Origin of the sequence: Streptomyces sp. NBC_00425 (assembly GCF_036030735.1) — a bacterium.
GTDB lineage: Bacteria > Actinomycetota > Actinomycetes > Streptomycetales > Streptomycetaceae > Streptomyces.
In genome coordinates this window covers 9130071-9153986 of record NZ_CP107928.1, presented here as the reverse complement: position 1 = coordinate 9153986, position 23916 = coordinate 9130071, and the positions used below count along the sequence as shown (strand labels likewise).

Annotated in this window: 22 protein-coding genes and 1 tRNA gene; 10 read left to right on the top strand and 13 right to left on the bottom strand. The window is 72.4% G+C overall.

All coding sequences use genetic code 11. The features are described 5' to 3' along the window. Nucleotides 1-7: 7 nt before the first annotated feature. Nucleotides 8-742, top strand: a complete 735-nt coding sequence (locus OHS82_RS40425; protein WP_328435680.1) for a hypothetical protein — start codon at nt 8-10, stop codon at nt 740-742. 39 nt (nt 743-781) lie between these two features. Here OHS82_RS40425 and OHS82_RS40420 read toward each other — a convergent pair whose 3' ends face one another. Then, nucleotides 782-1129, bottom strand: a complete 348-nt coding sequence (locus OHS82_RS40420; RefSeq protein WP_057577115.1) for a hypothetical protein — start codon at nt 1127-1129, stop codon at nt 782-784. A 326-nt stretch (nt 1130-1455) separates the two neighbouring features. Between OHS82_RS40420 and OHS82_RS40415 the strand changes: the two genes are divergently transcribed. Together OHS82_RS40415 and OHS82_RS40410 are read left to right on the top strand one after the other, a co-directional pair. Then, nucleotides 1456-3150 carry a dolichyl-phosphate-mannose--protein mannosyltransferase gene (locus OHS82_RS40415; protein WP_328436165.1) on the top strand — a complete coding sequence of 565 codons (1695 nt, stop codon included), beginning with the start codon at nt 1456-1458 and terminating at the stop codon, nt 3148-3150. A 125-nt stretch (nt 3151-3275) separates the two neighbouring features. Next, nucleotides 3276-4520 carry a GNAT family N-acetyltransferase gene (locus OHS82_RS40410; protein ID WP_057577114.1) on the top strand — a complete coding sequence of 415 codons (1245 nt, stop codon included), beginning with the start codon at nt 3276-3278 and terminating at the stop codon, nt 4518-4520. A 35-nt stretch (nt 4521-4555) separates the two neighbouring features. On the opposite strand, the gene OHS82_RS40405 is transcribed toward OHS82_RS40410, so the two are convergent. From OHS82_RS40405 to OHS82_RS40395, 3 genes are all read right to left on the bottom strand, one after another. Further along, nucleotides 4556-6088 (bottom strand): MFS transporter, encoded by a 1533-nt coding sequence (locus OHS82_RS40405; protein WP_057577113.1) that lies wholly within the window; start codon nt 6086-6088, stop codon nt 4556-4558. A 147-nt stretch (nt 6089-6235) separates the two neighbouring features. Next, a complete protein-coding gene (locus OHS82_RS40400; RefSeq protein ID WP_057577112.1) occupies nt 6236-6613 on the bottom strand; it encodes a hypothetical protein in 378 nt (125 codons plus the stop codon). Next, entirely contained in the window at nt 6613-6864 is a 252-nt protein-coding gene (locus OHS82_RS40395; RefSeq protein ID WP_057577111.1) for a hypothetical protein, read from the bottom strand. The genes OHS82_RS40400 and OHS82_RS40395 overlap by 1 nt, the downstream gene beginning before the upstream one ends. A gap of 116 nt (nt 6865-6980) precedes the next feature. Here OHS82_RS40395 and OHS82_RS40390 point away from each other — a divergent pair, with 116 nt between their 5' ends. After that, nucleotides 6981-7850 carry an SCO6745 family protein gene (locus tag OHS82_RS40390; protein WP_328435679.1) on the top strand — a complete coding sequence of 290 codons (870 nt, stop codon included), beginning with the start codon at nt 6981-6983 and terminating at the stop codon, nt 7848-7850. A gap of 175 nt (nt 7851-8025) precedes the next feature. Beyond that, a complete protein-coding gene (locus OHS82_RS40385) occupies nt 8026-9144 on the top strand; it encodes a DUF3533 domain-containing protein (RefSeq protein WP_328435678.1) in 1119 nt (372 codons plus the stop codon). Between the two features lie 222 nt (nt 9145-9366). Here OHS82_RS40385 and OHS82_RS40380 read toward each other — a convergent pair whose 3' ends face one another. The 4 genes from OHS82_RS40380 to OHS82_RS40365 form a co-directional block, all read right to left on the bottom strand. Then, nucleotides 9367-13332 carry an nSTAND1 domain-containing NTPase gene (locus tag OHS82_RS40380; protein ID WP_328435677.1) on the bottom strand — a complete coding sequence of 1322 codons (3966 nt, stop codon included), beginning with the start codon at nt 13330-13332 and terminating at the stop codon, nt 9367-9369. 535 nt (nt 13333-13867) lie between these two features. Continuing rightward, a complete protein-coding gene (locus OHS82_RS40375) occupies nt 13868-14380 on the bottom strand; it encodes a hypothetical protein (protein WP_057577109.1) in 513 nt (170 codons plus the stop codon). A 95-nt stretch (nt 14381-14475) separates the two neighbouring features. Further along, nucleotides 14476-14973 (bottom strand): hypothetical protein, encoded by a 498-nt coding sequence (locus tag OHS82_RS40370; protein WP_057577108.1) that lies wholly within the window; start codon nt 14971-14973, stop codon nt 14476-14478. 322 nt (nt 14974-15295) lie between these two features. Beyond that, a complete protein-coding gene (locus tag OHS82_RS40365) occupies nt 15296-15778 on the bottom strand; it encodes a MarR family winged helix-turn-helix transcriptional regulator (RefSeq protein WP_057577107.1) in 483 nt (160 codons plus the stop codon). 182 nt (nt 15779-15960) lie between these two features. On the opposite strand from OHS82_RS40365, the gene OHS82_RS40360 reads away from it, so the two are divergent. Then, entirely contained in the window at nt 15961-17328 is a 1368-nt protein-coding gene (locus OHS82_RS40360) for a pyridoxal phosphate-dependent decarboxylase family protein (RefSeq protein WP_328435676.1), read from the top strand. Nucleotides 17329-17446: 118 nt separating this feature from the next. Here the strand turns inward: OHS82_RS40360 and OHS82_RS40355 are convergent, their stop codons facing one another. Next, on the bottom strand, nt 17447-17926 hold the full coding sequence (locus tag OHS82_RS40355; RefSeq protein ID WP_057577106.1) for an ATP-binding protein: 480 nt from the start codon (nt 17924-17926) through the stop codon (nt 17447-17449). 175 nt (nt 17927-18101) lie between these two features. Between OHS82_RS40355 and OHS82_RS40350 the strand changes: the two genes are divergently transcribed. Continuing rightward, nucleotides 18102-18467, top strand: a complete 366-nt coding sequence (locus OHS82_RS40350) for an STAS domain-containing protein (protein ID WP_057577105.1) — start codon at nt 18102-18104, stop codon at nt 18465-18467. 73 nt (nt 18468-18540) lie between these two features. Here OHS82_RS40350 and OHS82_RS40345 read toward each other — a convergent pair whose 3' ends face one another. Next, a complete protein-coding gene (locus OHS82_RS40345; protein ID WP_057577104.1) occupies nt 18541-19470 on the bottom strand; it encodes a UTP--glucose-1-phosphate uridylyltransferase in 930 nt (309 codons plus the stop codon). Between the two features lie 272 nt (nt 19471-19742). Between OHS82_RS40345 and OHS82_RS40340 the strand changes: the two genes are divergently transcribed. Continuing rightward, nucleotides 19743-20843, top strand: a complete 1101-nt coding sequence (locus OHS82_RS40340; RefSeq protein ID WP_328435675.1) for an AI-2E family transporter — start codon at nt 19743-19745, stop codon at nt 20841-20843. Between the two features lie 27 nt (nt 20844-20870). Here OHS82_RS40340 and OHS82_RS40335 read toward each other — a convergent pair whose 3' ends face one another. After that, entirely contained in the window at nt 20871-21698 is an 828-nt protein-coding gene (locus OHS82_RS40335; protein ID WP_057577100.1) for a class I SAM-dependent methyltransferase, read from the bottom strand. A gap of 345 nt (nt 21699-22043) precedes the next feature. Here OHS82_RS40335 and OHS82_RS40330 point away from each other — a divergent pair, with 345 nt between their 5' ends. Further along, the gene (locus OHS82_RS40330) at nt 22044-22322 is read left to right on the top strand and encodes a GlsB/YeaQ/YmgE family stress response membrane protein (RefSeq protein WP_057577098.1); all 279 of its coding nucleotides are present in this window, start codon (nt 22044-22046) and stop codon (nt 22320-22322) included. Nucleotides 22323-22488: 166 nt separating this feature from the next. On the opposite strand, the gene OHS82_RS40325 is transcribed toward OHS82_RS40330, so the two are convergent. Further along, nucleotides 22489-22562: transfer RNA gene (locus tag OHS82_RS40325), tRNA-Met, on the bottom strand. Nucleotides 22563-22621: 59 nt separating this feature from the next. Further along, nucleotides 22622-22825, bottom strand: coding sequence for a cold-shock protein (locus OHS82_RS40320; protein WP_009192932.1), 204 nt, complete (start codon nt 22823-22825; stop codon nt 22622-22624). A 266-nt stretch (nt 22826-23091) separates the two neighbouring features. On the opposite strand from OHS82_RS40320, the gene OHS82_RS40315 reads away from it, so the two are divergent. Then, a complete protein-coding gene (locus tag OHS82_RS40315) occupies nt 23092-23853 on the top strand; it encodes a ZIP family metal transporter (RefSeq protein WP_057577096.1) in 762 nt (253 codons plus the stop codon). Nucleotides 23854-23916 lie beyond the last annotated feature (63 nt).

Genomic DNA, 23916 nt, shown 5'->3' with positions numbered 1-23916 from the left:
TGGGGTCATGACGCCGAACCGAGTGACCTTGAATCGCGCAGCCCGTCGCTTCACCAGTGCCGTCGCGGGGGCGCTGCTTGCCGGTCTCGCCCTGGGCGGCGCCCCCGCACACGCTGCCGAAGGGGCTGCGGCCCTGCCCGAGTTCGACTTCTCCGCCTGCCCGACCGTCGACGAACTGCCCGCAGGCGCGGACCCGGGCACCTGGCGCTGCGAGGTCATGCACGCCACGGGACATCTCCGCATGGGCGCCGTCGACGAGCCGATCGCCGAACCCCTGAAGATCACCTTCGCCGAGGGTCGTGTGAACGGTGAATTCCGCCAGGTCTTCGGGGAGATGACCGCAGCGCCCGTCCGGGTCCGAGGCACCGCGTTGGCCCTGACTCCGCAGTACGGCGGCTACTCGGACTTCCTGTCCGACAGCACCCGGCGCGGCGAGTTCGACATCAGATTCGCCGTGGGCCCGGCGCACGGACGGCCGGTCCTGCCGGCGTCGGGCTGCTCGGTGGGCGGCGGCCAGGGCGCGGTCCATCTGATACTCAAGGACACCGAGCCCACCCGGGTGGTGTCCAAGGATCCCCTGATCGTCTCCTTCGGCACCCGGGACGCGGAGTTCGCCGCGCCGCGCACCAGCGGGTGCGGCCCCCTGAGCCGCGTGCTCGACCGGGTCCTGGGACTGCCGTCCCCGGCGGGAGCGAACGCCTTCGACATGGCGGTCACGGTGGCCATCCGGCCCTACCTCTAGGCCGGCGGCCCGCACCCGCCGAGGGGTGCGGGCCGACTGTCAGTGCCCGGCTCCGTGCCGACCGCCCAGTTGGTCGCGGTGCCGCGGATCGCCCAGGTGCGTGGCTTCGTCGAAGACGGGCGCCGACTTGGCCTGCGCCTTCGTCCTCGACAACTGCACGATGCGGGCGTCGTGGTCCACGCCCATGACGGCGTCCGAGGGGAGCACCACGTCCTTGCCGAGAACCCACGGGCCGGTGTGCACCACGAGGAACCGCGGGCCCAGGTCCCTGGAGTACTTGCTGACCTTGCCGAGGTGACCGTCCGTGGCGTCCACCTGGTATCCGGTCAGGTCGTCGTCCGCGGTGTGGCCTGCGGTCGGCACGCGGTGTGCGCCGTGTTCGCTCACGATGTCCTCCCTGTCGTCCTGGCCTTTCGGGTGCCCACCGAGACGCACCGCAGACGTGCGGGGCCGTACCGACGGGTGCGAGACCCCCGAGACGCCCACCGACAACCTCAAGCCACCCGTCCTCCCCCACCCCGTCTCCCGTCCACCGACTCCCGACCGCCCGTCTCCTGTCCGGCCGGCGTCGACGCCGGGTGGCGGGAGGGTGGTTCGGGGTGCAGGCGGTCGTCGTCGGCGGGGCCTGCTAGCCTCCGGGCTCACCCCAAGCCCCGCCGCCGGACCAGCGGCCGGTGGCCATCGGCCCACTCTCGAAGGACCACGTCACCGACATGCTCGACGGCACGCGCTCGACGACCGCGCCCAGCGACTGGACCGACCGTCTGCGCCGGTTCGGGTATGCGGCACGTCCCCGGAGCGACGTCCGTGAGCGTCTGGTTGCGCCGTTCCCGGAGCCGGGCACGCGCGTCTGGGAGCGCCTGGGTCTCGGCCCCGCACGGGCGTACCGTGCCGCGAAGGCGATGGGCTGGGTGGGGCCCGTGCTCGTCGCGCTCCTCGCCGGGGCGATCCGCTTCTGGCGCCTCGGCCGGCCGCACGATCTCGTCTTCGACGAGACCTACTACGCCAAGGACGCGTGGGCCATGCTCCGGCTCGGCTACGAGGGCACCTGGCCGGACCGCAAGATCGCCGACCCTCAGATCCTGGCCGACCCGCAGACGATCCCCCTCGGCGACGGGGGCGCGTTCGTCGCGCATCCGCCGACGGGCAAGTGGGTGATCGCCCTCGGCGAGGGGGCGTTCGGTCTCGATCCGTTCGGCTGGCGCTTCATGACGGCGGTACTGGGCACGCTGTCGGTGCTGATGCTGTGCCGCGCGGGACGGCGTCTGTTCCGTTCGACGGTGCTGGGATGCCTGGCCGGCGTCCTGATGGCGCTGGACGGCCTGCACTTCGTGATGAGCCGTGTCGCTCTGCTCGACCTCATCGTCATGTTCTTCGTGCTGGCGGCCTTCGCGAGCCTGCTCATCGACCGGGACCGGGCACGGGCGCGGCTCGCGGCAGCCCTGCCGATGGGGCCTGACGGCCGTACCGGACCGGACCAGGACGCCGCTGCCGGGGCCGGGACGGGCCTGCGTCCGTGGCGCCTGGCAGCCGGCCTCTTCCTGGGACTGGCGGCCTCGACGAAGTGGAACGGCCTGTACTTCCTCGTCTTCTTCGTCGCCCTGACCGTGTTGTGGGACGTCGGCGCCCGCCGTACGGCGGGGGCCCGGCGCCCCTACCGCGCGGTGCTGCGCAAGGATCTGGGCTGGTCGCTGCTGTCCCTCGTTCCCGTCGCCGTGGCGACCTATCTGGTGACCTGGACCGGCTGGTTCTTGTCCGACGACGGCTACGGACGGCACTGGGCGGACGGCCGCGGCGGCACGTGGTCGTGGATACCCGCCCCCCTGCGCAGCCTCTGGCACTACGAGCATGCCGTCTACCGGTTCAACGTGGGACTGGACACCTTCCACAAGTACGAGTCCAATCCGTGGAGTTGGCTGGTCCTCGGCCGTCCCGTGCTGTTCTCCTACCAGTCGCCGAAGGCCGGCCGGGACGGTTGCCCAACGGCGTCCGACTGCTCGCAGGCGGTTCTCGCTCTGGGCACCCCGCTCCTGTGGTGGTCGGCCTGCTGCGCGCTGGTGTATCTCCTCTTCCGGTGGGCGCTGCGCCGCGACTGGAGGGCGGGTGCCGTCCTGTGCGCGGTGGGGGCCGGTTACCTTCCGTGGTTCCTCTACCAGGACCGGACGGTCTTCGCCTTCTACGCCGTCGTGTTCGTGCCGTACCTGTGCCTGGCCGTGGCGATGACGGCGGGCGCGCTGATGGGTGCGCCGGGCGCCGACGAAAGGCGGCGCACGTGGGGCGCGGTCGCCGCAGGCGTGCTGGTGCTGCTCATCGCCTGGAACTTCATCTACTTCTTCCCGGTCTACACGGGTCTGACGATTCCGTACGCCGACTGGCACGCCCGTATGTGGCTCGACACCTGGATTTGAGCGCCGTACCGATCCGGGCCGGGCGCCCGGCCGTTAATCGGCTTGACCTGGCGATGGGTGGAGGCTGCACTGTGGCGGGACGCCATGGTTCGTGGTGTCGACGTCACGGGGAGGCTGCGGCTGCGATGGAGATCCGTCCTACGAACGACCAGGACCTCGACGTCTTCGTCGACACGCTCCATGCCGCGTTCGGGCGTTTCCCGGAGACCCCGGCCGAGGGCCGCGGTGTCTGGTGGTCGGCGCTGGAGTTGGACCGCAGCCTTCTCGCCGTGACAGCGGACGGGCGGCCGGTCGGCACCGCCGCGGCGTACTCCTTCGAGCTCACCCTGCCCGGTGAGATCCTCGTGCCGGCCGCCGGAATCACCGCCGTCGGGGTCCTGCCCTCGCACCGACGCCAGGGCGTGCTCAGCGCCATGATGCGCCATCAGCTCACCGAGCTGCGGGGCCGAGGGGAGTTCCTCTCCGTACTGCTGGCCTCCGAGGCCCTGATCTACCGCAGGTTCGGCTACGGGCCCGCGACCTACACGCAGCGGTTGACCGTGCCGCGTCACCGGGGCGCGCTCGCCCTCCCGCGGGCGCGTGCAACGGCCGACGGTCCGGTGACCGGCGCACCGGCCGGTCCGGACACCGGCTCGCTCGAGGTGCTGCGAAGTGCCGAGTGCCGCGAGATCCTGGAAGAGGTGTACGACCGGTACCGCCGCGGGCAGCCCGGCGCGCTGTCCCGGCCGCACCGGTGGTGGGCCCTGGGTGCGGGGCAGCCCCCGATCGCTCCGGCGGCGCGCCATGTCGCCGTCCACCGGGACGCCGACGGCGTCCCGGACGGGTACGCGAGCTATGCGGTCGACGACTCCCAGACCCTGACGGTCGACGAGATCATCGCCGTGGACGACGCGGTCTTCACGGACCTGGCCCGGTTCGCGCTCGGACACGACCTGGTCTCCGAGGTGGTGTTCAAGCACTTCCCGCCCGGGCACCCGCTGCGCTGGCAGTTCTCGGACTTCCGCGCGGGCCGGGTCAGCGACGACACCGACTGGCTCTGGGTGCGGCTGCTGGACGTCCCGCGTGCGCTGACCGCGCGCGGCTGGTTCATGGACGGCGAGCTCGTGCTGGACGTCGACGACCCCTTCCTCGGCGAGCGCGGCCGCTACCTGCTGACCGTAGAGAACGGCAAGGCCGACTGCGTCCCCACGGACCGGGAGCCCGACCTGTCCCTGGACGTGAGCGACCTGGGCTCCGTCTACCTCGGCGGCACCGCCCCGAGCACGCTGGTGCGTGCCGGGCACATCCGGGCCCGCACGTCGGGCGTGGCCGCCCTCGCCGACGCCCTGTTCCGCGCCGACCGCTCCCCGCACTGCCTGCACTGGTTCTGACGGCGCGCCCGTCTCCGGGAGGGTCTCCGGGAGGATCAGCGCCGGCCGGCCGTCTCCCGGCCGACGCGGTACAGCTCCTGCGAGGTGGCGATGAGTTCGCGGCGTTCCTTCTTGGATCCCACCATGGGCTGGGAGCCGTGCAGGGACACCTGGGCGCTCTCGGGCAGGAAGCGCACCGTGATCAGCCCGATGACGCCGGCCGCCATGAGGTAGAAGGCGGGCATCATGTCGTTTCCGGTGAGGCTCACCAGCGCCTCGGTGACCAGCGGGGTGGTGCCGCCGAACGCCGCGACCGCGAAGTTGAAGCCGATGCCCATCGCGGCGTAGCGGACGGCCGTCGGGAACAGCGCGGGCAGCGTCGCGGCGCTCGGCGCGGCGAAGCACGCCAGCAGGGTGGAGAGGATCAGCACCCCGAAGACCGGCGGCCAGGTCCCGTCCATCTTGATCAGCAGGAAGGAGGGAACGGCGAGGACGATCATGCCCGCCGCCGCGTAGCCGTACAGGGGGCGTCGGCCGACGTGGTCGCTGAGCCGGCCGAGGAAGGTGATCAGCAGCACGATCCAGACCATGCCGGTCAGTACGAGGACGTCCGCGGACGTGCTGGAGCGGCCGAGGGTCTCCGTCTGGTAGGTGGGCAGGAAGCCCGTGACCATGTAGTTGGTGACGTTGTAGAGCAGTACCAGGCCCGTGCAGATGAGCAGGCCGCGCCAGTGGTCCTTGACGATGGTCTTGAACTCGGTGCCCGCCGACTCCTTGGCGAGGCTCTGCTCGTGTTCGTCGAGTTGCTGCTGGAAGGCGGGCGACTCCTCCAGCTTGAGCCGCATGTAGAGACCGATCACCCCGAGCGGGCCCGCGATCAGGAAGGGGATGCGCCAGCCCCAGGAGAGCATCTGCGCGTCGCTGAGGGCGAGGTTCAGTGCGGTGACCAGAGCGGAACCGAGCGCGTAGCCGACGAAGGTGCCGAAGTCGAGCCAGCTGGAGAGGAAGCCTCGACGGCGGTCGGGCGAGTACTCGGCGACGAAGGTGGTCGCGCCCCCGTACTCGCCGCCGGTGGAGAACCCCTGCAGCATGCGGGCGAGCAGCAGCAGGACGGGCGCGGCGATGCCGATCGTGGCGTAGCTGGGGATGAGGCCGATGGCGAACGTGCCGACCGCCATCATGATCATGGTGGTGGCGAGCACCTTCTGCCGGCCGAGGCGGTCTCCGAGCGGGCCGAAGACCAGGCCGCCCAGGGGGCGTACGACGAACGCCGCCGCGAAGGTGGCGAAGGACGATATGACCTGCGCCGCGGGCGACGCCCCGGGGAAGAAGACCTTGCCGATGGTGGCCGCGAGGTAGCTGTAGACGCCGAAGTCGAACCACTCCATGCAGTTGCCGAGCGCCGAGGCGCCCACCGCTCGCCGCAGCAGGGGGGGTTCGACGACCTGCACGTCCTCGTCGCGGAAGGGACGCTTGTTCCGCTTCAGCCTGCGCGTCAGGTCCTGGCGGACCTGGGCGGGCAGACCTGCCGTATGGAGTTCCCCGGACCTTGATGGTTCGCGCTGCCCGTCGGTCTGTACGTCAGCCACTGCAGTTCCTTACCCGTCGTGCGTGAGCGACCCGTGCGCAGCGTTGGGCACTGGGTGACTTCTGTGCGTATAGAGGCTGCTGCCCCCTTTCACACAGCTCATGCGGTGACCGCGGCCACATCACCGCGTCCGAGTGACGCCCGAGGCTCAGGTGGCGGTCGGCCAGGTCCGCAGCAGCGCGGCGATCCTTCCGGCGGTGCAGGCGGGGTCGAGGAGCAGGTCCTTGAGGGCGACGGCGTCCTCGCGGGCGGGTTTGACGGGGATGCCGGCGGCCTCGAGGTACATGACGCCGGTGGCGGCGGCCACCGCCATGTTGGAGCGCTCCAGCCAGCGGCACCGGCCCAGCGTGTGCACCAGCGCGGCGGCCTTGGCGTAATGGCCGTCGTAGAGGGGTCGTTCGAACAGTTCGGCCCGGTGCCGGGCCACCGCGGAGACGGGGACGCCGTAGTCGTCGGGGGCCGGATCGTCCGCGCCGGCGGCCTCGGCGACCTGCAGAATCCACGGAACGTCGATGTGCAGGTCCATCAGGCGGCGCGCGCTCCGGGAGACGGACGCCGGGCCGCGTGCTCGGCGTCCTCGGCGTCGTCGAAGACCGACTGGTGCTCGGCCAGGAAGCGGGCAGCCGCGTCCACCGCACGGGCCCGCAGACCGCTGGCGTCGTCCTGGACGAGCCGGGCGAGGTAGTCCCCCACGCTCAGCCCCAGATCAGCGGCGCGCTTCCTCGCGAGTTCCGCCACGTCCTCGTCCACGCGCGCACCCAGCTGCGTCTTCGCCATACACGCATGGTAACACTCGTTACCACCCCTGTCCGACCCTGCCGGCGAGGGTCGCCGCCCCTTCGGCCCGGCCCCCGGCGGCGGACGCATAACGACCGGTCGGTAGCGTGCCGGGCATGACTACTGCCACCCTCGAACCGCGAGCCGGCCGCCGCTGCCAGTCACCGCTCAACTCGCTGCACGCGGCACACTACTTCTCGCCCGAACTCGGACGGGAGTTGGGCGCTCTCGGCATCACGCATCCCCGGGCCGTGAACTTCGCCGCGCGCGCGGCCGCGCTCGGGCCCGTCGGGGCCGGTGCGGTGACGGCGGCCTTCTACAACTACAAGCACGAAGTCGTGGCCCGTCACGTGCCGGCGGTGTGGTCGGTCGCCGCCCCCGCGGAGATCCTCGCGGCTCGCCTGCGTGCCGTCGACGCGATGCTGCGGCGGCTGCTGGGCGAGGAGGCCCTGGGGTCCGCGGAGATGGCGGAGGCCGCGCGGCTCGCGCTGCGCGCGGCCGAGGCCGGAGGGCGTGGCGCCCGGCCGCTGTACTCGGCGCACGCCGACCTTCCCGTTCCCGACGAGCCGCACCTCGCGTACTGGCACGCGGCGACACTGCTGCGCGAGCACCGCGGCGACGGGCACCTGGCGGTCCTGATGTCCGCCGGTCTGGACGGCCTGGAGGCCACGGTCACCCACACCGCCACGGGCAGGGGCATGACCCCGACGTGGGTGTCGAACAGCCGCGGCTGGAGCCCGGACGACTGGAGCGCGGCGGCCGACCGACTGCGGGCCCGCGGGATCCTGGACCGCGACGGGGAGCTCACCGAGCGCGGCGTCGCCCTCCGCGAGGACATCGAGCAGGAGACGGACCGCCTGGACCAGGCCCCGTACGAGCATCTCGGTGCGGAGGGCGTGGCACGGCTGACGGTGCTCGGCACGGCTTTCGCCCGGGCCGCGCTGGCGGCGGGGGCGTTCCCGGCGGACCTGATCGGCAAGGGGTGACACGCCGGCACGCGTGACCCACACCCGGATCAGGCTCGCGGGGGTGAGTGCAGCGGAGAGGGGCGAACAGGAGTCGACGCCGCAGGAAGGCGAGTCAGCAGGGCGCGGCGTGAGCGCCTTGCCGGTCCCGGTGAAGCGGAGCGGGGGATTCACCCGGCTGTGGGATCATGCGCCCGTGAACGCACCCTCCACCCCCGCTCCGGGCGGATCATCCGCCGAGCGCGAGCCCAAGTCATCCGGTTTCGCTGCCGAGTTCAAGGACGCCGTCACCCTGCGGGCCTTCGGCCTCGTGCTCGGCGGCCTGCTCGTCCAGCTCGCCTTCGTCGTGTCCTACGTCGGCGCCTTCCACTCCCCCACGCCGCACCGGATACCCGTGGCGGTCGCCGCCCCGCAGCAGGCGTCCGCGAAGATCGTCGCCCAGCTCAACGCGCTCGCCGGCGACCCGGTCGAGGCGACCGCGGCCCCGAGCACCGCCGCCGCCCGGCAGTGGGTCCTCACCAGGAAGGCCGACGCCGCCTTCCTCTTCGACCCGACCGGCACCGAGGACACCCTCCTGGTCGCCTCGGCGGGCGGGCCGTCGGTGTCGCAGACCGCCACCCAGATCGCCCAGAAGATCGAGGCCGGGCAGAAGCGGCAGATCACCGTCACCGACATACGGCCCCCCAACACCGGGGACGGGCGCGGGATGACGTCCTTCTACCTCGTGCTCGGCTGGGTGATCGGCGGCTATCTGACCGCGACGATCATGGGCATGGCGGCGGGCGCACGCCCTGCCAACCGACAGCGCACCCTGATCCGACTCGCCGTGCTCATGCTGTACGCGGTCACGTCGGGGATTGCCGGAGCGGTCGTCGTGGGGCCCGTCTTCGACGCGCTCGGGGGCCACTTCTGGGCTCTGAGCGGCATCGGCACGCTGGTCGTCCTCGCCTCGGCGGCGACCGCGCTCGCACTGCAGACCCTGCTGGGTCTCGCGGGCACCGGCCTGGTCATCCTGCTCTTCGTCGTGCTGGGCAACCCGAGTTCCGGCGGCGTCTACCCTGCGCCGCTGCTCCCCGCGTTCTGGAGCGCGATCGGCCAGATCCTGCCTCCGGGAGCCGGCACCACCCTGGTCCGCAACACGGTGTACTTCTCGGGACACGCCGTCACCACGGCGGTGTGGGTGCTCTGCGCCTATGCGGTGGGCGGCGCGGTGCTCGCCTGGGCGGCGTCCTGGCGGAACGAGAAACGGCCCGTCGAGGCCTCCGCCACCGAGGCCGAGACCCCGACCCCGCCCCAGGCCTCGCCCGCCGTCTGACACGACGTCCGGCCGTGCCCGCTCCGGCGCCGGCGCACGGAACCCCGCCGGCACCACGGCCGTCAGGGCCCGGGAGCCTGCCGTCGTCGCGCGGCCGTCAGGCAGTCGGCCGCGTGACGACGGGCATCACCGTTCCACGGCGGCAGGGCTTCACGGCTGCGGGGCGGCGGCGCTGCGGGGCTTCGGGGCCGCGGTCAGGGGGACCGCTCCCGGCCCGGCCGGTCAGGCCGCGCAGGTTCCCGAGTACGCGTACCCGGGCAGCAACCGCCGCCATCGTCCGCGGTCGACCGGGCCCACCACACGGCACAGGGCCGCCACGCGGTCGGTGATGCCGAGGTCCCACAGCCGGACGGTGCCGTCGTTGCCTGCGCTGGCGACCCTCCTGCCGTCCGGGGCGTAGGCGACGCTCCACACCGCGCGGGTGTGCCCGGTCAGGGTCGCGACGAGCCGTCGCCGCGCGGGGTCCCACAGCCGTACCGTGCGGTCGTTGCCGCTGCTGGCGAGCGAGCGCCCGTCGGGGCTGAACGCCAGCCCGCGCACCGAGCCGACGTGCTCGCCGAGCAGCCCCGTCACCCGGGCCCCGGCCACGTCCCACATCCGGATGACGCCGTCGTTGCCCGAGCTGGCGAGGGAGCGCCCGCCGGGGGCGAACGCCACGGCGCGCACCGAGCCGCCCTTCGCGGTGAGGACGGTGGTGAGACTGCCGCGCGAGACGTTCCAGAGCCGCAGGGTGAGGTCGTCGCTGCCGCTCACGAGAGTGGCGCTGTCGGCGCTGAAGGCCAGGCAGTTCACGAAGTCGGTGTGCCCGGTGAGCACCGTGGCCCGCGTCCCCGCCGGACCGCCCGTGGACGACATCCTCCACAGCCGTAGGGTGCGGTCGGCCGAGGCGGAGGCGAGCCATCGGCCGTCCGGACTGAACGCCACGTCGAACACGGCACGGGTGTGACCGCCGAGCACGATCGGGGCGCCCCCGTCGGCGGCGACGGGCCACAGCCGCACGGTGTGGTCGGCGCCGGCCGAGGCGAGCCATCGGCCGTCCGGACTGAACGCCACGGCGTAGGCCGCGCCGCTGTGGCCGGTCAGGGTCCGGACGAGGGTGCGGCGCGCCACGTCCCAGAGCCGCAGGGCGCCGTCCGTCGCCGCGGAGGCGAGCATCCGGCCGTCGGGGCTGAAGGCGGCCTTCCACAGTTCGCCGACCGGGTAGGCGCTGAGTGTGTGGCCGGTGAGATCCCACAGGGCCACGGTTCCGTCGAAGCCGGCGGTGGCCAGCAGGTCGCCCTTCTCCGCGACGGCGACGGCCATCACGTAGTCCGTGTGCCCCGAGAAGGAGTCGACCGCGCGGCGGGTGTGGACGTCCCAGCGGACGATCGTGCCGTCGCCCCCCGCGGAGACCACCGTGTGGCCGCCGGGGCCGAAGGCGAGGCCGTTCACGTCGTCGTCGTGCCCCGCGAGAAGGCCCGTCTGCCGGTGGGTGGCGGGGTCCCACAGCCGTACGGTGCGGTCGGCGCCGCCGGTGGCGAGCACCCGGCCGTCGGGGCTGAACGCCACGGCGAGGACATCGCCGCTGTGACCGCTCAGGACGCCGACGTCGCGGAGGGTGTGCGGATTCCACAGCCGTACGGTGCGGTCGGAGCCCGCGCTCGCCAGGCGGGAGCCGTCGGGAGCGTACGCCAGCGCGAGCACGTCGCCCGAGTGCCCGGGAAGCCGCCCGGTCTCACGGTGGGTCCGGGTGTCCCACAGGCGCACGGTGCCGTCCTGGCCGGCGGAGGCCACCGTGCGGCCGTCGGGTGAGAAGCTCACGGCGCGGACGGGGCCGCGGTGCCCCGTCAGGACGGCGATCTGGCGCCGGTCGGAGACCGACCAGAGCCGGATCGTCGCGTCCGAACTGGCCGAGGCCAGGGTGCGCCCGTCCGGCGAGAAGGACACGGACCGCACGGGCCCGTGATGACCGGCGAGCTCCCCCACGGCCCGTCGGGCGGCGACGTCCCACAGCCGCACGGTGCCGTCGGAACTCGCCGAGGCCAGCAGCCGCCGGCCGGGGCCGAAGACGACGCTGTTCACCGCTCCGTGATGGCCGGTGAGCCGGCCCGCGAAGGCGTTGGCCTGCGTGCTGAGCAGGGCACTGCGCGCCTCCGTGGTCCGCGAGGTGCGATAGGCGGACTCCGCCAGCAGCATCGAGGCCTCCGGCCGCCCGAACGCGAGTTGGGCGGAACTGGCCGCCATGGCCTGTGACAGCGCCGTCCTGCGCTGTTCGTCCGCGGAGGTGCGCTGCTCGAAGACCGTCGCGCCGGCCAGGAGGGCCAGGGCGAGCAGGACGGTCAGCACGACGACCCCCGTCCGTTGCTGGCGCACCCGGCGTCGCGCCAGGCGGCGGCGCAGGTCCTCCTCGTGGTCGGAGGCGCGCAGGAAGTCGGCCTCCACGGGCGTCGGCACGCTGTCCCGGCCGCTGGGACCGGCTGCCCATTCCCGGGCGGCCGTCAGCCGGGCGCCGCGGTAGAGCAGACTCGGGTCGCGGTTCTCGCGGTCCCATTCGCGGGCGGCTGCGCCCAGTTGCTGGTGCAGGAGCAGATCGGCGCGCGTCGTCCTGACCCAGGTGCGCAGTCTGGGCCACGCCCGCAGCAGGGCCTCGTGCACGATCTCGACGCGGTCGGCGTCCACCGTCAGCAGACGGGCCGTCACCAGTGCGTCGAGCGTGGCGCGCGCGGCGGCCGGGTCCCGCAGCCCGTCGAGCAGTTCGGACGTGGTGCGCGGCCGCCGGGAGGCCTCGTTGTCCTCGCCGACGCGCACCAGCCGCAGCAGCAGCCGGCGGGCGACGTCCTGCCGGACCGGTGACAGGGCGGCGAAGAGGTCCTCGGCCGCGGTGGCGACGGAGCCGTGGATCCCGCCCGTCGCCAGGTAACCGGCCACGGTCATGGTGGAGTCGGTGCGCCGCTGCCAGGTCTCCCGCAGGGCGTGTCCGAGCAACGGGAGGGCGCCGGGCCGCCCGATCGGGACGGCCGGGTCCGGGCCGCTGCCCCCGGGGTCCGGAGTGTCGGCCGCGCCCAGGTCGCGCAGCAGCAGTTCGACGAGTCCCGGCTCCAGGGAGGTGCCCGTCGCGATGGCCGGACGGACGATGCACTCCCGCAGTTCGTCGGTGGTCATCGCGCCCAGCGCGAACAGCCCGTCGCTGACGACCGGGACCAGCGGCGGGTACTCGAGGCAGCGTCCGGTGACGTCGGCGCGCACACCCAGAACCACGGTGAACGCCGGTCCGCCCGCATCGGGTCCGTCGTCGCCGCCGCCGGCGAGTGCGGCGAGCGCCGCGACGTAGGCTCCGCGTTCCGTCTCGTCGTCGCAGAGGGTGAAGACCTCCTCGAACTGGTCGACGATGACGACACAGCCTCGGGGTCGCCGCGCGGCGACGGCCCAGGAACGCAGGGCCGCGACGAGCCGGTCGGCCCGTTCGCCGGGCGGGCCGTCGTCGTACAGGTGGTCGAGCACTCCGGCGGGCAGTGCGGCGCGCAGCGCGTGCAGGAGAGCGGGCAGCGGACGTGCCGTGGGGGTGCACATGACGATCGGGGCGTCCGCCACGGCGCCGGCACCGGCGGCTGCGGCGGCTGCGACTGCGCCGTCTGCGGGTGCGGAGGCGTGCGGCACGCGGTCTGCGTCGACGTCTACGGGGAGCGGCCCGTCGGGACCGGCGCCGAGCCCGCCGTCCGCGAGAGCGGGGACGAGGCCCGCACCCAGCAACGAGGACTTGCCCGACCCGGAGAGCGCGACGACGGCCACGGGCCCCTTGCCGAACCGCTGGGCGAGGCGCTGGAGGAGCGCGACGACCGCCTGTTCCCGGCCGAAGAACCGCCCGGCGTCCCGCGGACCGAAGGCCGACAGGCCCGGGTACGGACAGCTCTCGCCGTCGCCCTGCCCCGACGGCCCCTCGCGCAGGGCCGGCGGCAGCAGGGCGAGCAGGGCGCCGTCGGCCGCCAGAGCGTCGTCGCACAATCGCGCGACATCGCCGTTGACCGGCTTCCTGCCGTTCTCGATCTTGCTCAGATAGCCCTTGCTGTAGTGCGTGATCCGCGCCAGGTCGGCCAGTGACAGGCCGCGTTCCAGGCGCAGTTCGCGGAGCGCGACGCCGAACGACGGGTGCTGCGGCCGCCGTCGAGCGGCGGTCGGCGGGTGGGCCGACCCGCCGTCCTTGTGGTCCATGAGTGGTGTGCCCCCGAGGCCAACGGCGCGCGGAGCGCCGTTTCTGACGCCGACTGGTCAGGTCGGCGACCGTGTGTCTGGGGGATGGTAAGCCCGGACGGGAACGGGGGATCTGAGGCATGACGGGAAGTGACGAGTGTCACAAAGACCGGTCGATGTGCGGCAGATGAGGATTCCGGCCGGTTCGGGAAACCGCCCCGGTACGCGGGCCCCCCGTGAGCCTGCCTACCGGGGCGGTGGATGTGGGATCAGCCGACGGGGCCGATCAACTGATGCCCGGAACAACGCAGTTCCGGACGCCGTCCAGCCATGCGTCGCCCTGCATGTAGATGTTGCTGACCCAGCCCTGGTACTCGGGCAGGTACGACCAGGTGTCGTTGGTGCATCCCCCCGATCAGGCCCCCGTGTGGCTCAGGGACGGGACAGGCCTCACGGTCGCCTCGGCGGGCGGCCGGGGCCAGGGGTTTCCCGTTGCCTCTTGGCGCGACGGCCGGGAAACCCCCGATCCGACCGGCTCCGCCTCGTGCCGGCCCGGTCAGCCGCGCCAGATCTTGACGTACGTCACCGCGTCGTTGAGCGTGTCGCCGACGTAGGACACGGAGCGGCCGAACGTGCCGTTGCCCCTCGGGCCGCTGAGGAAGGCCTTGGTGCATCCACCGTCCACGAGGAGCGACGACAGGTGCGTCGACCACCAGCTGTTCGGGCTGAAGCTGTAGCCGGCCGCGTCGCAGGGCCCGGCGTTGCCGTAGACCTTCGTGTACGCGCCGCCCCAGTCGGCGTCCTCGGCCCAGGTCATCAGCTCCGTCTGCGCCGCCGCTCGCGGTACGGCCGCCGTGGCCCGGGCAAAGGCGTCGGGACCGTTGAAGCACTGGTGCAGGCTGACGTGGGAGGTGCTCTCGCCGGCCTTCATCCCGTCGAGGACGAGGACGCAGTGGGCGGGCCCGGCGCCCTTGCCGGCGACGGGGGCAGGGGCGGCGACGGCGGGACTGCCCAGCGCCACCACGAGGGCGGCCGTCGCGAACGCGAGCACGGTGCGTGACTTGTTCATGCGCGTCTCCAGAGGGATTTCGTCGTCACGGTTCTCGGACGGAGGTCGTGCGGAGCCGCACGAGGGTGCGGGCGTGCGTGCGGACCGGGGCCGGACTACCACCACGGGTCCGTGCAGTGAATGCCTGACCGGGTCGAACCGCACGCGCGGAACTTCCAGTTGGCGTCCGAGCTGGTGCGCTGGGCCGCGCTCGTCTTGTTCTCGCCGCCCCGCGAGGTGAACGGCCCGCACTGGATCCAGGTCCGGCCACCGTCCCGGGTCCAGTCCAGCCACACCTGGTTGCCCGGCTGCACGTCACCCGCGATGAGAGCCCAACCGCGCTGGACGCCGCGGATGTTGCCGTACTGCAGGCTGATGTTGATGCCCTCGCTCCACAGCGTCACCTGGCGGGCGGTGGTGTCGTAGGCGTTGTCGGAGATGTCGATGAACCCGTTCCTGCCGCCCTCGCAGTCCGAAGCGGCGGCCTGCGCCGAGCCCGCGGGCCCGAGGAGCGTCATGCCGCCGGCGAGCAGCGCCGCGGCCGCAGCCGTGGACAGGACCCTGCCGCGGACGGACCGCCGCGCGGCGGACGAAACACGATTCCAACTGATCACTGGCCCAGTTCCCTACGTGAGTTCAGCCCCGGGGCCGACGCACCGTGCGACGGCGCTCCCTGGAGGTCGACGATGCTCACGTTGTCGTCGGGAGCCCGGGACGACCAGGCGTTTCCCGGGGTTGTCCCGTTGCCCGTGCCGTGGGAAACGCCTGGCCGGCGGCAGCCTGCGACGGCGCCGTGGGACCCCCCCGGCCACGTCGGCCCGCTCCTGCCGGACCTGAGCCGCTCGGCGTGGGCCCGCGGGACGGTGCCGCCCCGCCAAGCCGCGGGTCACCTGGACGTCGACCGCCGAGACACCGTGGCGGCCGGTCCCGCACCCCTCAGTCGTCGCGCAGCGCCTGGTGGATCCGGCTGAGCGAGCCGGTCAGTCGCGGGTAGTCCCCCGGGGGCACCGGCGTGACGAAGTAGCGCTCGACGACCTGCGCGTGCACCTCGGCCGCCCGCAGGAAGACGGAGCGACCGTGGTCGGTGACCTCGACCAGCACGCTGCGACGGTCCTCGGGGGACGGCACCCGGCGGGCCACCGCGGCCTCTTCCATGCGGTCGATCAGACGAGTGACGCCGCTGCTGGTCAGCGTCAGGTCGTCGGCCAGCACGCGCTGGGTGACCTCTTCGCCCGGCCGGCGACTGAGCCTGATGAGGACCTCGAACATCGTGTGGCTGATCCCGCACTCCCGCCTGAGGGCGCTGTCGATCCGCTGCTCCAGCCGGGTGGCGGTCTTGATCAGCAGCCCGAAGTCGTGCACCAGCGGGCTGTCGGCGGCGCGGGCGGCCTCGTCGCCCGGTCGGTCGGCCGTATCCACGTGTTGACGTCCTCTCCTGCCGAAGGCTCCTGGCGAAGATCCTCCACGCCCTCGACTTTACTGCCTGGTCACCTACCGACGTCTCAATTGCTGAGCAGTCAATTGCTGATCAGTCAGCTAAAACCTAGGATGGGCGCCACCACGCCGCAGCGGTCGCGGAAACCGAGGGAAGGGACGTGTCCATGAACCTGCAGCACTGGCTGGGCCAGGCCACCCACGCCATACAGGAGTGGGCCGACACCTACGGCCCCTACGAGCCGCACCCGTCCCTGCACGTCGACGACGAGCGCTTCGCCGCCGCCTTCGAGGAGCTCACCGGCCGGCTGACGACGGACAACTACCCCTTCTTCCACCCGCACTACGCGGGCCAGATGCTGAAGCCCCCGCACCCCGCCGCAGTCGTCGGCCACCTCACCACCATGCTGATCAACCCCAACAACCACGCCCTGGACGGCGGGCCGGCCACCGCGGCGATGGAACGCGAGGCCGTCGCGCAGCTCGCCGCCATGTTCGGATACGACACCCACCTCGGCCATCTCACCACCAGCGGCACGATCGCCAACCTCGAAGCCCTCTTCGTCGCCCGGGAACTCCACCCCGGCCGAGGAGTCGCCTACAGCGCCGAAGCCCACTACACCCACGGCCGCATGTGCCACGTCCTCGGCATGAAGGGTCACCCGGTCCCCACCGACGAAGGGGGCCGCATGGACCTCGACGCCCTGGAGGACGTCCTTCGCGGCGGCGACGTCGGCACCGTCGTCCTCACCGCGGGGACCACCGGCCTCGGCGCCGTCGACCCGATCGACCGCGCGCTCGCCCTGAGAGACCGCTACGGCGTGCGCCTCCACGTCGACGCCGCCTACGGGGGCTTCTTCACCCTGCTGGCCGGCGCCACCGGCCCCGAGGGGCTCCCGCCCGAGCCCTGGCGGGCGATCGCCCGGTGCGACTCGATCGTCGTCGACCCGCACAAGCACGGACTCCAGCCCTACGGCTGCGGGGCCGTCCTGTTCCGCGATCCCGAGGTGGGGCGCTTCTACCTCCACGACTCGCCGTACACCTACTTCACCTCCACCGAGCTCCACCTCGGCGAGATCAGCCTGGAGTGTTCCCGGGCGGGCGCAGCAGCCGCCGCGCTGTGGCTCACCTTCCGCCTCGTCCCGCCCACCCCCGCCGGTCTCGGCCGCGTGCTGGCGGCCGGCCGCCGGGCCGCACTGCGATGGGCCGACCTGATCTCGCGGTCCGACGCGCTGGAGCTCTACCAGCGCCCCGAGCTGGACATCGTCGGATACTTCCCGACCGTGGACCCGGCCACCCTGTCCGCCGTGGACGCCGCGTCCGCGCGGGTACTGACCGCCGGGATGAACGACGGCGATCCGGTCTTCCTGAGCACCCTCAAGGCCGGTCGTGAGGCGTTCACGGTCCGCCACCCCGGGATCACCGCGGACGTCGACGGTGCGCGCATCCTCCGCAGCGTCCTGATGAAGCCGGAATCCGAACAGCACGTCGAACGCCTCCACGACCGAGTGGAACAGCTCGCGCGGCCGCACTGACCGCAACCTGCGAGCGCCGCGGGTCTGCCGCGTCCGTGGCGGTGACGGCGGTGGGGGTGGCGGAGGCGGGATGCGTCGGTGAGGGCCGATCCCCGCACTCGGTGCGCCAGGCGGGTCGTCACCGGGGGCGGCGGGGCGCGGCCTCACCGCCGGGCGGGTCCGCCAGGACGATGCGGGCGATGATGCGCTTGCCGTCCGGCTGCCGCTCGACGACGAGGTCATGGGCTACGGCCTGGACGATCTCGAGGCCGTGCTGGCCGATCCGGCCGGGGTCGGCGGCCCCCACCGCCGGCACGGTGGGATCGCTGTCCCGGACCACGACCTCCACCATGGCTCCGGCGACGCGCAGCTGCATCAGCGCCGGTCCCGGCGCGTACTTGCGGACGTTGGTGACCAGCTCGCTGACCACCAGCTGGGTCAGGTCCATCGCGCGCGAGGAGACGTCCACACCGCGTTCGTCACGGGCCCGGGCGAGGAAGTCGGCGGCATCGCGGCGAGCCTGGGCGATGCACCCGTCACCTCCGGCCAGGGCGTACCCCGCCTCGATCAGGTCGGCGCCGAACCCCGTGCCGCCCTCGTCGTCGGATCGCGATTCCACCAGGCATCGTCCTTCTGCTCCCCACTCACGGGTGTGCGTGTACCCGCCACGTTGTCATGCATGTCACGGGCCGTGTTCTTCGGCACAGCCGGTCGGGAGCGGGCGGCTGACACCGTACGGCAGAATTGCTCTCACAGACGCTGCCCCCGGCAGCCTAGGTGCGATTGAGGAAACGGTGACTGACAACCAGGAAACGGGCCGATCCGACCGGCTGTCCGTCGAACACGCCAGCGTCGGCGACATCCGTGTCGTGATCCTGCGCGGCGAGATCGACCACGACGTCAAGGACGCGCTGAGCGAGGCACTGCTGTCCCGGAACGGCGATCAGGGGCACCGGATCGTGGCGGACCTCAGCGGCGTGACCTTCCTGGACTCCAGCGGCATCAACGTGTTCGTCCAGGTACACCAGCACGTGAGTGCCGCCGACGGGTGGCTGCGCCTGGCCGCCGCCCAGGAATCGGTGGCGCGGGTCGTCCAGCTCGTCGGCCTCGACGCGGTGCTCTCCTGCCACAGCAGCGTCGAACAGGCGCTCACCGCCTGATCGCCGGTCTGCCCGGCCGGCCGGCCTCGGGCCGCTCGCTGCGAGCGGGCGGCCCCGGGCGGGAAGCCGCGGATCAGGAGTCCGTCTCCGGTCCGTGGCCGGCGGCGCGGTCGGCGTCTAGTCCGGCGACCAGGCCCCGCAGGACCGGCCCGTACTCGGGGTGGGCGAGCGCGAACGCCATCTGCGCGACGAGGTAGTCGGCCGGGTTGCCGGTGTCGTACCAACGCCCCTGGATGACCTGCCCGTACACCGCGCGGGTGGCGGCGTAGGCGTTGATCGCGTCGGTCAGGTAGACCTCGCCCGTCCGGTGCTCGTACCAGCGGCGCGTCTGCTCCCGCAGTTCGTCGATGATCCCGGGGGTGACGACGTAGCCGCCGATGGCCGCGTACGACGACGGGGCGTCGGCCGGCCGGGGCTTCTCGACCAGGCCGGTGATGCGCAGAGTGCCTCCGCCGAGGTCCTCCTTGACGATGGGCACGCCGTATCGCTGCGAGTCGCCCGGGTCCATCGGCAGCAGGGCCAGGACCGGACACCCCGTCAGTTCGTAGGCGCGGATCAGCTGTTGGGCGCGGGGCACCTCCGCCACGAAGACGTCGTCGGGCCACAGCACCAGGACGGGCTCGTCGCCGAAGGCACGGGCGGCGTTGAGGACAGGGGTGCCGTTGCCGTACGGGCCTTGCTGGTCGAGGTAGGTGATGTGGCCCTGCCGGGCCAGCTCGGCGACCTCCTCCACGGCGTCCGCGTAGGCCGTCTTGCCGTCCGCGCGAAGCTGGGCGACGAGGGCGGGGTTGGGCCGGAAGTGGTCCTGGATGAGGCTCTTGCCGCCGGAGACGACGATGGTGATGTCGGTGATCCCGGAGTCCACCAGCTCGCGCACGGTGTGCTCGATGACCGGCTTGTCGCCGACCGGGAGCATCTCCTTGGGAATCGCCTTCGTCAGGGGCAGCAGACGGGAGCCCAGTCCGGCGGCGGGGATCACGGCCCTGCGGATCGTCGGGGACATGAGGTCTCTCTCGGTCGAGCGGCACACCGTACCGGCCGGCACGGCACAGGCCGACGCTACCAACGCCCGCGACCGCCGCCGCCCGGACGCCGGTCTCGCCGGCCGTTCACGACGCGATCGGCGCCGGCGGGCTCCGCGTCGCCGCCCGGCCGGTCACCGCGGAACACCCGATCGGGGTCGGCCGGCCGGCCCTGCCACCCGGCCGTACGGCCTTCGGGGGAACTCCGGGGCGGCCCCGCGATCCGGCAGCCGACGCGTGGTACGGGCATGAGATGTCCACACCCCCTGATCAGCCCGCTGCGCCGCCGGAGCGGCGCAGCGGCGAAGGGCCGCGCGTTCCGGGTCTGCTGCGGACCGCGGCCGCGTACGCATGGAGGATCATCGCCGTCGGCGTCGTCGTCCGCGTCGCCTTCTCCGTGCTCGGACAGTTTCACCGGATCGCCGTCGCCGTCTTCCTCGGCCTCGTCATCACCGCCGTACTCCGCCCGGTGGTCGGCCTCCTCGCCCGGCTCATGCCCCGGCCGCTCGCGGTGGCCACGGCGCTCATCGGCGGAATCGTCCTCGTCCTCGGCGTGCTGGCGCTGGTCGGCGAGACCGCGGCCGATCAGCGAAGCGGGCTGGAGAAGGAGTTCGTGGCGGGCATCGACCGGATCGAGCGGCAGCTGGAGGACGCTCCCTTCCGGCTTCCCCCGAACGCGTTCGACGATCTCCAGTCCCGGATCGGCGATCTCCTGTCGAGTCACCGCTCCACCCTCATCAGTACGGCGCTCAGCGGGGCGAGCCGCCTGGTCGAGGTGCTGACCGTGCTCGCCCTGGCCCTGTTCTGCGCGGTCTTCTTCACACACTCCGGCGACCGGCAGTGGCAGTGGGTGTGCGACCAGCTGCCCGACGACGCACGGCGGCGGTTCACCGTCACGGGCCACGCCGCCTGGCGGACGTTCACCGGCTACACCCACGGCATCCTGCTGGTGGCCGTGATCAACGCGGTCCTCGTGGGCATCGCGCTGTTCGCCCTCGGTGTGCCGCTGGCCCTCCCGTTGGCCTTGCTGGAGTTCCTGGCCGCGTTCATTCCGCTGATCGGCTCGCCGATCGCCCTTGCGGTCGCGGCCGTCGTCGCCCTGGCGGCGAAGGGGCCCCTCATCGCGCTGCTGGTCGTGGCCCTGATCGTGGTCATCGGTCAGATCGAGGGCCATCTGCTGCATCCCATCGTGATGAGCTGGGCCGTCCGGCTGCATCCGGTGGTGGTCGCACTGGCGGTCGTCGGCGGAGCGGTCGCGGCGGGGGTCATCGGCGCCGTGGTCGCCGTACCGCTGGTGGCCGTCGTGTGGTCGGTGTACCAGGCGCTGCGCGATGCTCCCGAGGCCCCGAGTTAGATCCGGCCCGTGCCGTGGCCGGGACGGTCAGGGCGAGGCCGCCTCGGGTCTGTGTCCCCACGCGGTCAGCATGCCGGCCGACAGAGCGGCGCATTCCTCGGAGCCCAGGTACCGCACCGCCGCGTCGATGCCCGCGTCGTCGACCAGGCCGGTGGCCAGCATCGTCGCCCTGCTCCGCTCCCACGTGTCCGCCCAGAAGCTGCTGAGCGGACCGCCCGGCAGCAGCGGCGGCACATGGACCTCGGCGGCGACGGACACGAGCCCCGCGTCGCGCAACAGGTGCGGGTAGGACGGCACCCAGGAGACATCGGTGCCGATGGTGGCCCGCAGCCCCTCCCACATCGCCCGCATCGCCGCGCTGTACGGGGTGGCGGGCGTCCGCTCGTTCGTCAGGTCGACCGCGTCACTGAGCACCAGCACGCCGCCGGGTGCGACGAGTTCGGCCAGCGCACAGATCAGTCGCTCGTGCTCGGGCAGATGCATCAGCACGAACCGGGCATGGACGAGCCGGAACCGGCCGGGCGCGGAAACCGGGGCGGTGACGTCGGCCTCCAGCACACGGAGTCCGGGAATGCGACGCGCCTCGAGGAAGCGCACGTCCCGGTCCACCGCGAGCACGCTCGCCACCCCGGCCTCCTCCAGCAGCCGGCGGGAGACCGTGCCCGTGCCGGCGCCCACGTCGAGGCAGTCCCACCCCGGGCCGACGCCGAGCGCCCGCAGCCGCGCCATGGTGATGTCGTCGTAGGCGAGCGCGCCGAAGTCGATGCGCTCGTCCTCGCCGGCCTGTTCGGGGCGGAAGACGCTCTCGCCGTAGCGTCCGCCGTGCGGCGTGTCCCCGCTCTCGGCGGCGCTCACGTCGCGATCGGTGTGACGCCGGGGGCGCAGGCCCTGTCGAGTCTCGGAGCCCGGCCGGCGAGGGGCCGAAGCGGCGGGAAGTCGAACGGTTTCATGGCCGGGCCTCTTTACGCGCGATGGGCGGTGCCGGGCGGCGGCCCGTCCCGGGGCCGCCGCTTCACCGATCCTGCACGGACACCCACGCGTGTGGACGAGGCGCGCCGCGTCTGGGCCGATCGGCCCAGGGACGCCGACGGGGCGAGTGAAAGACCCTCACGAGGAATCCGCACAGAGACGTTTGTTCGGGCGCGGACGGTGCACACGAGAAGCTAACACTGTCCTTATACGAGGAAGCGGAGACGCATCATGGGCATCATCGCGTGGATTGTCATCGGCCTGCTCGCCGGCGCCATAGCCAAGGCCTTGATGCCGGGCAAGGACCCCGGCGGCATCATCGTCACCATGCTCATCGGCATCGTCGGCGGACTGCTGGGCGGCTGGCTCGGCAAGGTGATCTTCGGCGTCGACTCCATCGACGGGTTCTTCGACCTCTCCACCTGGATCGCCGCGATCGTCGGCTCCTTCATCCTGCTCGCCCTCTACCGCCTCGTCACCGGCAACCGTCACTCGCATCGCCACGCATGACCTGCCGATGACGTACGCGCCCCTGGCGCGTGACCGGCTCCCCCCTGCTCGCGGGGTGGGAGCCGTCGGCGTACCCGGCGCCGCCCCTCCCGCAGTCGCGCGGATCACGGACGCCCATGACGCAAAGGCGAAGGGGCCCGGCGGTGAGCCGGGCCCCTTCTTCTCGTAGCGGGGACAGGATTTGAACCTGCGACCTCTGGGTTATGAGCCCAGCGAGCTACCGAGCTGCTCCACCCCGCGTCGGTGATGCCACTCTACACGGTGGCGACGGCGGGGCGGTGCGGGGCCGTGCCGCGGTGTCAGCCGCGGACGATGTTCTCGGCCTGAGGTCCCTTCTGGCCCTGGGTCACGTCGAACGTGACCGGCTCTCCCTCCACCAGTTCCCGGTAGCCGTTGCCGGAGATGTTGGAGTAGTGGGCGAAGACATCCGGTCCGCCGCCGTCCTGGGCGATGAATCCGAAGCCCTTCTCGGAGTTGAACCACTTCACGGTGCCGCTGGCCATGCTGCTTGTCCTTCAGTTCTCGCCGGGGGTCCCGGCTGGTCCGTGTACGGGGCCTGCCCGTGAGCGGGAGGCACCCGGCTCCGTTCTACCCCGCCGACGCCGGGGTTATCCGACTATTGCGCCGGTCGCGGCGCGTCGTGTACCCGAGCAGGTGACGAGGGTGGCTGTCGCACGGCCCGTCCGAGGGTGTGGGCCCGGTCGGCCACTCGTGCGGGCGGGCCTTCGTTCTTCGTTGATCCACACCGACGTGGGGTAGACGCGATGACATGACGCAAGCAGTGCAGGCAGGACTGTGGGGACTCGTGGCGGGCTCGGCGCTGCTGCTGGGGGCGGCGCTGGGGTACGGGCTTCGGGTGCCGCAGAAGGTGATCGCCACCGTGATGGCCTTCGGCGCCGGAGTGCTGATCTCGGCGGTCTCCTTCGAACTGGTCGGGGAGGCCTACGACGAGGCGGGGCTCGCTCCCACCGTCCTCGGCACACTCATCGGGGCCATGGCCTACACCGGAGGCAACGTGTGGCTGGCCCGCCGGGGCGCCCGGCACCGCAAGCGCTCGGGCGCCGAGCGGACCAAGGCGCAGCCGTCGGAGGCGGAGCAGGGCGGTTCCGGGGCGGCGCTCGCGTTGGGCGCGCTGCTCGACGGGGTGCCGGAGTCCGCGGTCATCGGTGTCAGTCTGCTCGACGGCGGCGCGGTGAGCCTGGTGACCGTGGCGGCGGTGTTCATCAGCAACGTACCGGAGGGGCTGTCGAGTTCGGCGGGAATGAAGCAGGCCGGACGGGGCGCCGCGTACGTCTTCGGCGTGTGGGGAGCCATCGCCGCCGCGAGCACGGTGTCGGCCGTCCTCGGCTACACGGTCGTCGGAGCCTTCTCCCCCGCGGTGATCGCCGCTGTGACGGCCGTGGCCGCGGGGGCCATTCTCGCCATGATCGCGGACACGATGATCCCCGAGGCCTTCGAGGACGCCCATCTGGCCATCGGCCTGATCACCGTGAGCGGCTTCCTCGTGTCCTTCGCCCTGTCCCACGTATGACCCCCGTGAGCACAGCACCGGTCCGCCTGGACGCGCCGGAGTCGACCCGCGGCGCGGGCCACG